14 protein-coding genes and 1 pseudogene are annotated in these 12,929 nt (G+C 67.3%); 9 read left to right on the forward strand and 6 right to left on the reverse strand.

What is annotated here, in order from left to right; all coding sequences use genetic code 11:
• The first annotated feature begins 45 nt into the window (after positions 1-45).
• From metZ to P7B02_RS16880, 3 genes are all read left to right on the forward strand, one after another.
• Complete coding sequence (metZ, locus tag P7B02_RS16870; protein WP_277787509.1) at positions 46-1,230, forward strand: O-succinylhomoserine sulfhydrylase; 1,185 nt, start codon at positions 46-48, stop codon at positions 1,228-1,230.
• Positions 1,227-1,658 carry a Co2+/Mg2+ efflux protein ApaG gene (gene apaG / locus P7B02_RS16875; RefSeq protein WP_277787510.1) on the forward strand — a complete coding sequence of 144 codons (432 nt, stop codon included), beginning with the start codon at positions 1,227-1,229 and terminating at the stop codon, positions 1,656-1,658. Before metZ ends, apaG begins: the two co-directional genes overlap by 4 nt.
• 66 nt (positions 1,659-1,724) lie before the next feature.
• Positions 1,725-2,972: a dipeptidase gene (locus tag P7B02_RS16880; RefSeq protein WP_277787511.1), complete on the forward strand. Its 1,248-nt coding sequence runs from the start codon at positions 1,725-1,727 to the stop codon at positions 2,970-2,972.
• Between the two features lie 127 nt (positions 2,973-3,099).
• Here the strand turns inward: P7B02_RS16880 and P7B02_RS16885 are convergent, their stop codons facing one another.
• The 4 genes from P7B02_RS16885 to P7B02_RS16900 form a co-directional block, all read right to left on the reverse strand.
• Complete coding sequence (locus tag P7B02_RS16885; RefSeq protein WP_277787512.1) at positions 3,100-3,993, reverse strand: Hsp33 family molecular chaperone; 894 nt, start codon at positions 3,991-3,993, stop codon at positions 3,100-3,102.
• A gap of 45 nt (positions 3,994-4,038) precedes the next feature.
• Positions 4,039-4,974: an ornithine carbamoyltransferase gene (gene argF, locus P7B02_RS16890; protein ID WP_277787513.1), complete on the reverse strand. Its 936-nt coding sequence runs from the start codon at positions 4,972-4,974 to the stop codon at positions 4,039-4,041.
• Between the two features lie 108 nt (positions 4,975-5,082).
• Positions 5,083-6,258, reverse strand: coding sequence for an aspartate aminotransferase family protein (locus tag P7B02_RS16895; RefSeq protein ID WP_277787568.1), 1,176 nt, complete (start codon positions 6,256-6,258; stop codon positions 5,083-5,085).
• 137 nt (positions 6,259-6,395) lie between these two features.
• Entirely contained in the window at positions 6,396-7,211 is an 816-nt protein-coding gene (locus P7B02_RS16900; RefSeq protein WP_277787514.1) for an ABC transporter permease, read from the reverse strand.
• Between the two features lie 241 nt (positions 7,212-7,452).
• Between P7B02_RS16900 and gcrA the strand changes: the two genes are divergently transcribed.
• Positions 7,453-7,965: a cell cycle sigma 70 cofactor GcrA gene (gcrA, locus tag P7B02_RS16905; RefSeq protein WP_277787515.1), complete on the forward strand. Its 513-nt coding sequence runs from the start codon at positions 7,453-7,455 to the stop codon at positions 7,963-7,965.
• A 2-nt stretch (positions 7,966-7,967) separates the two neighbouring features.
• Here gcrA and P7B02_RS16910 read toward each other — a convergent pair whose 3' ends face one another.
• Positions 7,968-8,393, reverse strand: a complete 426-nt coding sequence (locus tag P7B02_RS16910; RefSeq protein WP_277787516.1) for a hypothetical protein — start codon at positions 8,391-8,393, stop codon at positions 7,968-7,970.
• 74 nt (positions 8,394-8,467) lie between these two features.
• Here P7B02_RS16910 and xseA point away from each other — a divergent pair, with 74 nt between their 5' ends.
• From xseA to P7B02_RS16930, 4 genes are all read left to right on the forward strand, one after another.
• On the forward strand, positions 8,468-9,883 hold the full coding sequence (gene xseA / locus P7B02_RS16915; RefSeq protein WP_277787517.1) for an exodeoxyribonuclease VII large subunit: 1,416 nt from the start codon (positions 8,468-8,470) through the stop codon (positions 9,881-9,883).
• A 66-nt stretch (positions 9,884-9,949) separates the two neighbouring features.
• Positions 9,950-10,165, forward strand: a complete 216-nt coding sequence (locus P7B02_RS16920; protein ID WP_277787518.1) for a DUF2093 domain-containing protein — start codon at positions 9,950-9,952, stop codon at positions 10,163-10,165.
• Between the two features lie 14 nt (positions 10,166-10,179).
• The gene (locus P7B02_RS16925) at positions 10,180-10,989 is read left to right on the forward strand and encodes a M23 family metallopeptidase (RefSeq protein WP_277787519.1); all 810 of its coding nucleotides are present in this window, start codon (positions 10,180-10,182) and stop codon (positions 10,987-10,989) included.
• Positions 10,990-11,078: 89 nt separating this feature from the next.
• Complete coding sequence (locus P7B02_RS16930) at positions 11,079-11,591, forward strand: response regulator (RefSeq protein WP_277787520.1); 513 nt, start codon at positions 11,079-11,081, stop codon at positions 11,589-11,591.
• Here P7B02_RS16930 and P7B02_RS16935 read toward each other — a convergent pair.
• Positions 11,588-12,505, reverse strand: coding sequence for a lysophospholipid acyltransferase family protein (locus tag P7B02_RS16935; RefSeq protein WP_277787521.1), 918 nt, complete (start codon positions 12,503-12,505; stop codon positions 11,588-11,590). The genes P7B02_RS16930 and P7B02_RS16935 overlap by 4 nt on opposite strands.
• A gap of 141 nt (positions 12,506-12,646) precedes the next feature.
• Between P7B02_RS16935 and P7B02_RS16940 the strand changes: the two are divergent.
• Positions 12,647-12,871 (forward strand): annotated as a pseudogene (locus tag P7B02_RS16940) (helix-turn-helix domain-containing protein); the annotation flags it as partial.
• Positions 12,872-12,929 lie beyond the last annotated feature (58 nt).

Genomic DNA, 12,929 nt, shown 5'->3' on the forward strand with positions numbered 1-12,929 from the left:
GCGGCCGTAAGCCTTTCTCCGCGCGACGAAACAAGGAGCCCCGTCATGGCCGAAAATCCGAAATCCTGGAACGCAGCGACCAAGCTGATCCGGGGCGGCCTGATGCGCAGCCCCTGGGGCGAGACGGCCGAGGGCCTCTTCCTGACCCAGAGCTTCGTCTATGATTCGGCGCAGGGCGCGGACGCCCGCTTCGCCGGGGACGAGCCGGGCTTCGTCTATAGCCGCTACGCCAACCCGACTACGGCCATGTTCGAACAGCGCCTGGCCCTGCTGGAGGGCGCCGAGGCGTGCCGCGCCGTGGCCTCCGGCATGGCGGCGGTGCATGTGGCCCTGTCCGGCCTGGTCCAGGCCGGCGACCACATCGTGGCCGGCCGCGCCCTGTTCGGCTCCTGCCGCTGGATCCTGTCGACCCTGATGCCGCGCTACGGCGTCGAGGTGACCTATGTGGACGGCCCCGACCTGAAGGCCTGGGAAGCCGCCATGCGGCCGAACACCAAAGCGGTCCTGATCGAGACCCCCTGCAACCCGCTGCTGGAGATCACCGACATCGAAGAGGTGTCGAAGCTGGCCCACGCCGCCGGCGCCAAGGTGGTGGTGGACAACGTCTTCGCCACCCCGATCTTCCAGAAGCCCCTCGAACTCGGCGCCGACGTGGTCGTCTATTCGACCACCAAGCACATCGACGGCCAGGGCCGCGTCCTGGGCGGGGCGATCCTGTGCTCCCAGGAGCTTATGGATGAAGCCTATCGCGACCTGCTGCGCCACACCGGCCCGTCGATCTCGCCGTTCAACGCCTGGCTTCACCTGAACGGCCTGGCGACCCTGGATCTGCGGGTGCGCGCCCAGACCGCCACGGCGGGGAAATTGGCCGACATCATCGGTAACCATGAAAAGGCCCAGCGAATCTTCTATCCGGGTCGCTCGGACCATCCGCAGGCGGATGTGGCGAGGAAGCAGATGAGCGGGTTCTCCAACCTGGTCGCCTTCGATCTGGGTTCGCGTGAGCGGGCCTGGGCCTTCCTCGACGCGCTGCAGCTGGTGGACATCTCCAACAACCTCGGCGACGCCAAGTCCATGGCCACCCATCCGTCCACCACCACCCACCGCTCCATGAGCGACGAGGACCGCATCGCCATCGGCGTGACCGAAGGCTGCGTGCGCATGTCCGTGGGGCTGGAGGACGCGGACGACCTGGCGCGCGACGTGGAAAGAGCCCTCGACGCCGCATGAGACGCATCCGCCACAAGCGCAAGATCGACGCCCCGGTCTATGAGACCAAGACCCGCGACATCCTCGTGCGCGTGGCGGCCGACTACATGCCCGGCCATTCCGATCCCGACGAGAACCGGTACTTCTGGGGCTACATGGTCGAGATCGAGAACCATGGCGAGGAGACGGTCCAGCTCGTCTCCCGTCACTGGGTGATCACCGACGCCATGAACCGCGTCGAGGAAGTGCGCGGCATCGGCGTCATCGGCGAACAGCCCGAGCTGAAGCCCCGTGAGGCGTTCCGCTACAACTCCGGCTGCCCGCTCGGCACCTCGTCGGGCACCATGCGCGGCGCCTACCAGATGATCACCGAAGCGGGCGAAGTGTTCGAGGCGATGATCCCCGAATTCTCGCTTCACATGCCGGACGCCCGCAAGCGGATGAACTGAGCCGGAGGCGCTTGCGCGCCCCGCCCCGCCGGGCCAACGTCCCCACCTCGATTTTCGGAGGGGGTCATGATCCGCAAAGCCTTGCTGCTCACCGTCGCGTTCGCCGCGCTTTCATCGTTCGCTCACGCCGAGCCGACGGCCGCTGACCACGCCAAGGTCAAGGCGGCCCTGGCCAAGAGCCCGGTCTTCGACGGCCATAACGACCTGCCCTGGGCTCTGCTGGGCGGCTACGACAGCGATCCGGACAAGGCGGGCATCGACGGCGACACCCGCGGCAAGCTGCACACCGACATGGATCGCCTGAAGCAAGGCGGCGTCGGCGCGCAGTTCTGGTCGGTTTACATCCCCGCTGATCTCAAGGGTCCGGCCGCGACCCAGGCTGTCTGGAAGCAGATCGACACCGCGCGCCGGATCATCGAACGCCGCCCTGATCGGCTGGAGTTCGCCCGCACCGCCGACGACGTGGTCCGCATCGAGAAGGCTGGCAAGCTCGCCTCCCTGTTTGGGATCGAGGGCGGCAACGCCATCGACGGCCAGCTGTCCATGTTGCGCGAGTTCCGCGAGGCGGGCGTCGCCTACATGACCCTGACCCACTCCAAGTCCCTGCCCTGGGCCGACAGCGGCACCGACGCCCCGATCAGCGACGGCCTGTCCCCCTTCGGCGAGGAAGTGGTGAAGGAGATGAACCGCGTCGGCATGCTGGTCGACCTGTCTCACGTCTCGCCGGCGACCATGAAGGACGCGCTGCGGGTCACCCGTTCGCCGGTGATCTTCAGCCACTCCTCGGCCTTCGGCGTCACCCCGCACGCCCGCAATGTGCCGGACGACGTGCTGAAGTTGGTCGCCGCCAACAAGGGCGTGGTGATGATCACCTTCGTCCCGGGCTTCGTATCCGAGCCGATCCGCCAGTGGGGCGCCGACAAGGCCGCGGTGGAGGCCAAGCTGAAGGCCCTCAACCTCGCCGACGCGGCGGCCGTGAAGGCCGGCGTCGACGCCTGGGTCGCCGCCAACCCCGAGCCGAAGGCCAGCTCCAAGGAAGTGGCCGACCACGTTGAGCATGTGCGCAAGGTCTGCGGCGTCGACTGCGTCGGCCTGGGCGGCGACTTCGACGGCATCGAGAGCACGCCGACCGACCTGACGGGCGTGGAGACCTATCCCGTCCTGCTGGCCGAACTGTCGTCGCGCGGCTGGAGCGAGGCGGATCTGCGCAAGCTGACCGGCGAGAACATCCTGCGGGTCATGCGCGCCAATGAAGCCGTGGTGAAGTCGCTGACGGGCGAGAAGCCGCGCCTGCTGAGCGACGCGGTTAAGTAGATCAAGAAAAATCCTCCCCTTCTGGGGGAGGGGGACCGCGAAGCGGTGGAGGGGGTTCTGCTGAGTCAGCAAGCCCCCCTCCGTCCCTTTGGGACACCTCCCCCAGAGAGGGAGGATCTGGGCGGCGCTACCCGGCCGCGTTCGGATCCAGATCGTACACCCGCGAGCAGTACTCGCAGGTCACGTGGATCTTGCCATCGGCCTCGACCATGTCGGCGCGCTCTTCATCGCTGAAGGACTGCAGCACGGTCTCGATCCGCGCGGGCGAGCAGCGGCAGAAGGCTTTCAGCGGCTGGGCCTCGAACAGGCGCACCCCGTCCTCGTGGAACAGGCGGTACAGCAGGGTCTCGGCCGGCACGGTCGGGTCGATCAGCTCGTCCTCGCCCGTGGTCTCGAACAGGGCGCGGACGTGGTCCCAGGACTCTTCGGTGTCGCCGCGCGCCGCGTCGCCGCCGATCATCTGGATCATGATCCCGCCGGCCCGCCACTTGGCGCCCGAGCCGTCGTTCACCTGGCCCACGGCCAGACGCAGACGCGTCGGCGTCTGTTCCGACTGGGCGAAGTACTGCTCGGCGCACAGGGCCAGGGTCTCGCCCTCGATCGGGGTGACGCCCTGGTATCGGTCCATGTCCGGGCCCTGGTCGATGGTCATGATGAACACGCCGTCGCCCAGCAGGGTCTTGGCTCCCGGGCGCACAAAGCCCTGCGAGACCTCGGCCACGCGGTCGGCGTCGAAGCGGCAATAGCCGCGCATGGAGCCGTCGGTCTCGTAGTCGCAGACCACATAGGCCACGGGGCCGTTGCCCTGGGCCTGGACGATCAGACGGCCGTCGAACTTCAGGGCCGAACCCACCAGCGAGGCGAGCGCACAGGCTTCGCCCAGCAGGTTGGCCACCGGCTCGGGATAGTCGTGATGGCTCATCACTTCGTCGATGGCCGAGCCCAGACGGGCGATGCGGCCGCGAACAGGGTGGCCCTCGATGGAGAAGGCGGCGACGAGGTTGTCGGTGATCTCGGTCATGGGGCGGTCAGATAGGGGCTCGCATACGAAATTGCGAGCCTAGCCTTATCCGACCTTGCCGAAGCACCAGGCCAGGACCGACTTCTGGGCGTGGATGCGGTTCTCCGCCTCGTCCCAGACCAGCGAGCGCGGGCCGTCCAGGACGGCGTCCGTCACCTCTTCCCCCCGGTGCGCCGGCAGGCAGTGCAGGAACACGCCGTCCGGATGCGCCAGGTCCATCAGCGCCTCGTCCACCTGATAGGGTTCGAAGGCGGCGATGCGCTCGTCATGGTCCACGTCGCCCATGGACACCCAGGTGTCCGCCACCACGCAGTCGGCGCCGCGCACGGCTTCGCGCGGGTCGTCGGTCATGGTGATGCGGCCCTGCTGCTCGGCGGCGCGGGCCAGATCCACCAGATCCGGGTGATAGACCGCCGGGCAGGCGATCTTCAGCTCGAAGCCCAGCTTCGGCGCGGCGTGGATGAAGCTGGCGCAGACATTGTTGCCATCGCCCACCCAGGCGATCGTCTTGCCCTCGACCGAGCCGCGATGCTCCTCGAAGGTCAGCAGATCTGCCATGATCTGGCAGGGGTGGCTCTTGTCGGTCAGGCCGTTGATCACCGGCACGGTGCTGTTTTGGGCGAACAGTTCGACGTCTTCATGGAAGTTGGCGCGGATCATCACCGCGTCGACCATGCGCGACAGGACGCGGGCGGTGTCCTCGATGGTCTCGCCGCGGCCCAGCTGCATGTCCGAAGCGGTCGAGATGATCCCCGCCCCACCCAGCTGACGGATCGCCGCGTCGAAGGAGAAGCGGGTGCGGGTCGAGTTCTTCTCGAAGATCATCGCCAAGGTGCGGCCGTCGGCCGGCGCATCGGCGTCCACGCGCGCCTGACCCCAACCTTTTCGCGCAGTCTTGCGGGCCTTGGCGTCCTCAAGGATCGCGCGCAGGTCGGAAGCCTCAAGCTTCCAAAGGTCGATGAAGTGGCGGGGCGTGGTCATCTCTAGTTCCTAAACTCCGCTCACCCCGGCGAAGGCCGGGGTCCAGATGACGGACACGGAGCTTTTCGATCTGGATCCCGGCCTTCGCCGGGATGAGCGGTTGAAGGTTTAAGCGGCTTTTTGCGACGCCCGGACGACGTCCAGGGTCTTTTCGAGCTTGGCGACGGCTTCGCTGGCCTCTTCCTGGGTCAGGTTGAGGGCGGGCAGCAGGCGGATGCAGTTGTCGCCGCCGCCGGCGACCAGCAGCTTCTGGTCGCGCGCCAGGGCCATGAACTCGCGGTTGTTGCTGACCAGCTTGACCCCGATCAGAAGACCCTTGCCGCGCACGTCGACGATCAGGTCCGGATAGCGGTCCTTCAGGCCGTTGAGCTGCTGCACGAAGTAGCCGGCCACGTCGCGGACGTTGCCCAGGGTCTCTTCGCTGTTGATCGTGTCGAAGGCCGTCACGCCGACCGCCATGGCCAGCGGGTTGCCGCCGAAGGTCGAGCCGTGGACGCCCACGGTCATGCCGCGCGCCGCTTCGGCCGAGGCCAGGCAGGCGCCGATCGGGAAGCCGCCGCCCAGGGCCTTGGCGACGCACATGATGTCCGGCTCGGCGTCGCTGGCCCACTCATAGGCGAACAGCTTGCCGGTCCGGCCCATGCCGCACTGGACTTCGTCGTAGATCAGCAGGACGCCAGCTTCGCGCGTCATGGCGCGCAGTTCGTTCAACTGAGCCTCGGTCAGGGCGCGGGCGCCGCCCTCCCCCTGAACCGGCTCGATGATCACGGCGGCCGTGGTCGGGCTAAGAGCGGCCTTCAGGGCCTCCCAATCGCCGAACGGCAGTTGGGTGTAGCCCGGCAGGCGAGGGCCGAAGCCTTCGAGGTAGCTGGCGTTGCCCGAGGCGTTGACCGCCGCGTAGGACCGGCCGTGGAACGAGCCGTCGAAGCCGATGATGTCCACCCGGTCCGGCTGGCCGTTGACCACGTGATAGCGGCGGGCGGCCTTCAGGGCGCACTCGATCGCCTCGGTGCCGGAGTTGGTGAAGAACACCACGTCGGCGAAGCTGGCGGCGCACAGCCGGTCGGCCAGCGCCTCCTGTTGCGGGATGCGGAAGATGTTGGAGACGTGCCAGAGCTTCTCGCCCTGCTCCTTGAGCGTCTTCACCAGCGCCGGATGGGCATGGCCCAGGCCGGTGGTGGCGATGCCGCCCACGCAGTCCAGGAACTCTTCGCCGTCGGTGGAGTAAAGTCGCGAACCCTCGCCTCGCTCGAACGCCAGCGGAGCGCGGTTGTAGACACCCATGATGTGCGTCTGCGCGGCGGCGGAAGAGGTCGTAGGCGTGGTCACTGAACAGCCCTCCAAAAGCTGATCCCCGCGCAAGAGGCGCGGGGATGGGAAGGCTGAGCGTTGTCGTCGCGTATGCGCGCTATGTCAATAAATCAGGTCTTCAGGCGCCAGCCGCGCTGGAACAGGCGCAGGCACAGGAAAAACAGGCCCACGGTCAGCACCGCGGTGAGCACCGCGCCGATGGCGACCGAACCGTCCGACACCCCGATGAAGCCGTAGCGGAATCCGTCGATCAGATAGAAGAACGGGTTGTAGTGGCTGATCGTGCGAAATGGCTCCGGCAGGCGGTCCACCAGGTAGAAGGTCCCCGACAGGAAGGTCATCGGCATGATCAGGAAGTTGGTCACCGCCGCCAAGTGGTCGAACTTCTCCGACCACAGGCCTGTCAGGATGCCGACCATGCCCAGGATCAGGGCTGCGCCCACGCAGAAGTAAATCGCCCAAAGCGGATGAACCAGGGTGACATTGGCGAACGGCAGCACCGCCAGGGCCGTCACCGCCCCAACCAGCACCCCGCGTGTGGCCGCGCCCAGGGTGAAGGCCAGCACCTGCTCCAGCGGCGACAGCGGCGGGGTCAGAAAGTCCGAGGTCAGCCCCATCATCTTGGCCTGCAGCAGGCTGGACGATGAATTGGCGAACGCGTTGTTCAGCACACCCATCATGATCAGGCCGGGCGCGACGAAGGTGGCGAAGCTGACCCCGTCCATGGCGGGACGCGACGCCCCAACCGCGACCACGAACACCATCATATAGAGCAGCGTCGTGACCACCGGGGCCGCCACCGTCTGGGTGCCGACCTTCCAGAACCGACGGATCTCCTTGAGATACAGGGTGCGGAAACCCCGCCAGTTGAAACCGGCGTAGTCGCGCGGCTGCGGCGGAATCACGGGGTCGGCCATGTCTTTCATGCTCGCCTAAGTGCTCTCGCGCCTGCCCGATCGCAAGGATCGGCGCTAGGGGGATGTACGAATCTCGAGTCGGTTATCAACATCTTGTTTCTGTGGACAGACGCAATGGCGCCTATTGTGCCCGTTAAGTCCTGGTTTACGATTAGTGGTGTGGAGGCCGGGGAACACCCGCCCTCCGACACAAGATGTTGTCCACGACGCCGCGGGGGCGGCGCTGGATCAAGCGGCTGGAGGGTTGGCTATGAGCTGGACCGATGAACGGGTCACCACGCTGAAGAAGCTTTGGCTGGACGGTCTTTCCGCCAGTCAGATCGCCAAGCAACTGGGCGGCGTCACACGAAACGCCGTCATCGGAAAGGTCCACCGTCTGGGCCTGTCGGGCCGCGCCGCGCCTTCGCAGCCGAGCCGTCCCGCCTTCAAGACCCCGCGTCCGGCGCGCCCGGTCACGGCCGCCCCGTCGGCGCCGCGCCGCGTGGCCGAAGCTGCCTCGGCGGCGGCTCCGGCCGTTCCCGCGCCGCAGCCGGTCTATCGCGTCGAGGAGCCGGGCTCGGCCACCGTGCTGACCCTGGGCGCCCACATGTGCAAGTGGCCGATCGGCGACCCGTCGACCGACAGCTTCACCTTCTGCGGCCGCCGCTCCTGCGAGGGCGCGCCCTATTGCGTGGAGCACGCGAAGGTCGCCTACCAGCCGCAGCAGACCAAGAAGAAGTCGGGCGCCACCGAGCTGGCCCGCTCGCTGCGCCGCTACATCTAGCCTTACTGCCGGACGGCGGTGAACGTGCCGGTCTTGCCCATGGCAAGGATCTGGCCGTTCATCGTCCGCCCGTTCACCACCATTCCGGTGTACCGCGCGTCGAACTCATAGAAGGTCCAGCGCGTCCGGTAGGACCAGCTCAGCCGGTCATCCTTCACCGCCGCGAACTTGATAGGGTGGCGCTTGCCGCCCTTGATCGCCGCGTGGCTGGTTTCGCCATCAAGGCATTCTCCGCCGATGCGGCCGCCCAGTTCGCTGAAGCGGCAGGTGACCTTGAAGGCCAGAACCCCCCACTTTCCATGCACCAGCCAGGTTCCAGGCACGGGTGCGGCCGGCGCCGCCACGGCGGAGCCCGCCAGGAGCGAGAGCGCCAATGCGGGCGCAATAAACTTCATCATGTACTCAAAGGGGTCGGTGTCGGGGGACATGCCATCGTGACGCTGCGGAACTTTCAGGATCATTGACGCCTGACGCCTGCGACAACGCGCCCTATGCTGATGCTGTGACCGACTCTGAATCCGCCACCAACGCCTCCGCCTATTCCGTCTCGGAACTGGCCTTCGCCCTCAAGCGGACGCTGGAGGACTCCTACGGCTTCGTGCGCCTGCGCGGCGAACTGTCGAAGGTCACCTTCCATTCCAACGGCCACGTCTATCTGACGATCAAGGACGACAAGGCCGCCATCGACGGCGTCGTCTGGAAGGGCAGCGTCCGCAACCTGCAGGTCCGCCCGGAACAGGGCCTGGAGGTGATCGTCACCGGACGGATCACCACCTACCCCGCCGGCTCCCGCTACCAGATCGTCATCGAGGGGATGGAGGCCGCCGGCGTCGGCGCCCTGCTGGCCCAACTTGAGCGACTGAAAGCCCGCCTCGCCGCCGAGGGCCTGTTCGAGCCCTCGCGCAAAAGCCCCCTGCCCGCCATGCCGGCCGTGGTCGGCGTCATCACCAGTCCGACCGGCGCGGTGATCCGCGACATCCTGCACCGCATCCGCGACCGCTGGCCCTGCCGCGTGATCGTCTGGCCCGTGGTGGTCCAGGGCGACGCCGCCGCCGCCCAGGTCTGCGCCGCGATCCGCGGCTTCAACGCCCTGCTTCCCGACCAGGATATCCCTCGTCCCGACATCCTGATCGTCGCGCGCGGCGGCGGTTCGGTGGAGGACCTATGGCCCTTCAACGACGAGACCCTGGCGCGCACCGTGGCCGAAAGCGCCATCCCCTTGATCTCCGCCGTGGGTCACGAGACGGACACCACCCTGATCGACTTCGTGTCCGACCGGCGCGCCCCGACCCCGACGGCCGCCGCCGAAATGGCCACGCCGGTCCTGTCCGAACTTCGCGCCGCCATCGCCGACTACGAACGCCGCTTGGCCCGTTGCAGCGGCCGGATGCTGGAGGAGCGCCGCAACCGTCTGGCCGGCGCCGCGCGCGGCCTGCCCCGCCCCACGGACCTGATCGCCTTGGGTCAGCAACGGTTCGACAACGCCTCATCCCGCCTGGGCGCCGCCCTCGGCCGCAACGCCGACGCGCATGAGCGCGACCTGGTGCGCGTCGCCGCGCGTCTCAAGCCCGGCCTGCTGGAGCGCCCGCAGGTGCTGCAGGCCCAGCGCCTGGCCGAGTTCTCCGCCCGCATGAAGCCGGCCCTCGACCGCCGCCTGACGCGGATGGAGCAGGATCTGGCGGGTCTGGACAAGCTGCGGCGCTCGCTCGATCCCGACCGGCCGCTGAACCTGGGCTTCGCCCGCGTGCATCACGCGGACGGCTCCCTCGCCCGGTCAGCGGCCGCCCTGTCGAGCGGCGAAGGTGTGACCCTGGTGTTCGGCGATGGCGAACGCGGCGCGGTGATCGCCGGCGGCGGCGCGGTCCCAAAGGCCAAGGGCAAGACCGCGAACCCTGCCGACCAAGGCGACCTCTTCTAACGAAGCGGCGATGAAACGCAGGCCAACAATCTGTTCTTGGACGGCCGAATGCCCTAAATAGGGGCCATGAACGCTTACGATCGCCAGATGGGTTCCGACGCCGCCGTGCTGCATTACGGTGATGGCGAATTCGCCATCATCAAGCCGGGCCGCTACGTGGTCTGCGCCGTCAGCGGCAAGAAGGTCCCGCTTCAGGCCCTGCGCTACTGGAGCCCGGAACTTCAGGAAGCCTACGCCAGCCCGGCCGAAGCGCTGAAGCGCTGGCAGGAAACCCGCTCCTGAACCGCCGGGGTCTGTTGGCCGGCGCGCTCGCCGCCGCCGCGACCCCAGCCTTCGCCGCCTCACCGCCCCTCGCGGTGATCGGCCGCCCGCGCCAGGGCGGCTATCTGATCGGCCAGACCTCGCCTCGGGCGACCATCAGCCTCGACGGCGTCGAGGTCGCCAAGGCCTCCCGCGCCGGCCGCTTCTTCATCGGCTTCGACCGAGACGCTCCCCCCACGGCCGTGCTGACCGTCAGCCAGAACGGCGAGACGACCGAGCACCACATCGCCGTGTCGCCCGGCGACTTCGACATCCAGCGCATCGACGGCCTGCCCAACGACCAGGTGGCGCCCCAGGACCCAGCCCTGCTGGCCCGCATCGGCGAAGAGGCCAAGCGCAAGGCCGTTGGTTTCGCCAGCCTCGATGACGACGACGGTTTCCATCACGGCTTCCTGCCGCCCCTGCCGAGCTGGCGGCTGTCGGGACGTTTCGGCGGCCAGCGGATCCTGAACGGCCAGCCCAACCGCCCGCACTATGGCGCGGACCTCGCGGCGCCGACGGGCACGCCTGTTCATGCGCCAGCTCCCGGCCTGGTCAGCTTCGCCGAGACAGGACTGCATTTCGAGGGCGGGCTGATCCTGATCGATCATGGCCAGGGCGTGGTCAGCGCCTACCTGCACCTGTCGCGGGCCGACGTGCGCGCTGGCGAGCATGTCCGCCCTGGTCAGGTCATCGGCGCCGTCGGACAGGAGGGACGCGCCACCGGACCGCATCTGTGCTGGAGATTGAAGTGGCGCGGGCGAAATCTGGACCCCATGCTCCTGCTACGAAACGTCCCATTGTGATCGAGCCAAAAACAAGCTTCACCACGGGCGCTTTCTATTTGCGGTAGCACGCGCTATCCGCCCCTTGAGTAACGTGGGGATGTGAGTCGATGTCCGCCGACCTTTCGGCGCTGCGCCTTCTTCTGGTTGACGACAACCAGCACATGCGGTCGATCGTCCGGCAGCTGTTCAAGGGCGTCGGACTTCACGACATCAAGGAAGCGTCCAACGGGGCGGAAGCGCTTCAGATTCTCCGCGGCTGGACCCCCGACTTCGCCATCGTCGACTATCAGATGGAGCCGCTGGACGGCGTGCAGTTCACAGAACTTGTCCGCAAGTCGCCGGACAGCAAGGTTCCCTACCTGCCGATCATCATGCTCACCGCCTATGCCGATAAACGGCGGGTGTTCGAGGCGCGCGACGCCGGCGTGAATGAGGTGGTGGTCAAGCCGATCACCGCCAGCCAGTTGTTCAGCCGCATGAACGCTGTGATCTACAAGCCGCGGCCCTTCGTGCGGGTGCCGGATGACGGCTATTTCGGTCCCGAACGCCGCCGGATCAGCGATCCCAACTATGACGGCCCCAAACGCCGGGCCGAGGAACAGGGCGCGGTCGAGATCTAGCCTTTCAGGCTGTCATAGGCCTCGGCCGACCAGCGCTTGTGGACCCAGAACCATTCGTGCGGCCGTTTACGGATCTGCGCCTCAACGAGATCATTGATGCGCCTGACGCCGGCCTCGATGTCGGCCGTGCGGTCGTCGGTGTGCTCCAGGACGATGGGCTCGTGGACCACGGCCTTGAACCGCGCGCCCTTGGTCCGCTCCACCGTCATCGGCTGCAGCACCGTCCCGAACCGCAAGGCCAGGCGCGTCGGCCCCGGCGCCGTATGGGCCAGATGGCCGAAGAACGGTGCGGCCACCCCGCCGTTGAACTTCTGGTCGTTCATCAGGGCCACCGACTGACCGGTCTTCAGAGCTGCGAGCAGCTCCTTTGCCCCGTCCCCGCCCTTGGGCGCGAACAGACGCACGCCATAGCGAAAGCGGCTCTTGCGGATGCGGGCGTCCACATAGGGGTTGTTGGCCGCGCGATAGGTGATCTGGCAGTCGACGCCGGTCTGGACGATGGCCGCCGGCATCACCTCCCAGTTCGAAAAGTGGCCGCTGATGAACACCACCGGCTCACGCCTGGCGGCGATCTGGGCCAGGCGCTCGGCGTTCTCAATCTCCACCCGGTCCGGGGACAGGATGATGCGGTCCATGATCGGGAACTCGGCGAAGGTGCGCCCGACCTCGTCCCACTGCTTCTTCAGGATATCCGCCCGCCAGGCCTCGTCCTTCCCGGGAAAAGCCAGGCGCAGATTGCGGTCCGCCGTCTTGTGCGCGCCGGTCAGCGGGCCCAGGGTTCGGGTCAGCGCGCCACCAAAGGCCGACGCCCAATCCACCGGCAACAGCCGCATCGCTCCGGTGAAAGCGTCGAAGGCCAGGGCCTCAAGCCTCCAGGCCAGGTCCTGCGCGAAACGGGGACGTGTGTCCGACATGCCTGTTTTCTAGGCCGCTTTCGGCTTTCCGGGCAACGGCCTTGGCTTGTCGTTAATACGGCACGCACCTTGCGGATATTGGGGTGGAGCGTGCCAGATCGGGACGCTCGGGGATCAACAGCTAGGGACTGTTCCATGCCCATGAGCAACGATATCGACCTTCACCTGGGCAAACGCCTGCGCAGCCGTCGCCGCATCCTGGGCCTGACCCAGCAGCAACTCGCCGGCGCATGCGGCGTCCGCTTCCAGCAGATCCAGAAGTACGAGTGCGGTGCGAACCGCATTTCCGCCGCCCGCCTGTGGCGGATCTCCGAGGCGCTCGAGGTGCCGGTCGGCTACTTCTACGACGGGCTGGAAAACAAGCGCCCGCAGCAACATCCGATGGCTGTCGCGGCTTAAGCGCCGCGCATCCTTCCATGGCGGC

The sequence above is a fragment of the Caulobacter segnis genome, from assembly GCF_029543125.1.
GTDB lineage: Bacteria > Pseudomonadota > Alphaproteobacteria > Caulobacterales > Caulobacteraceae > Caulobacter > Caulobacter segnis_D.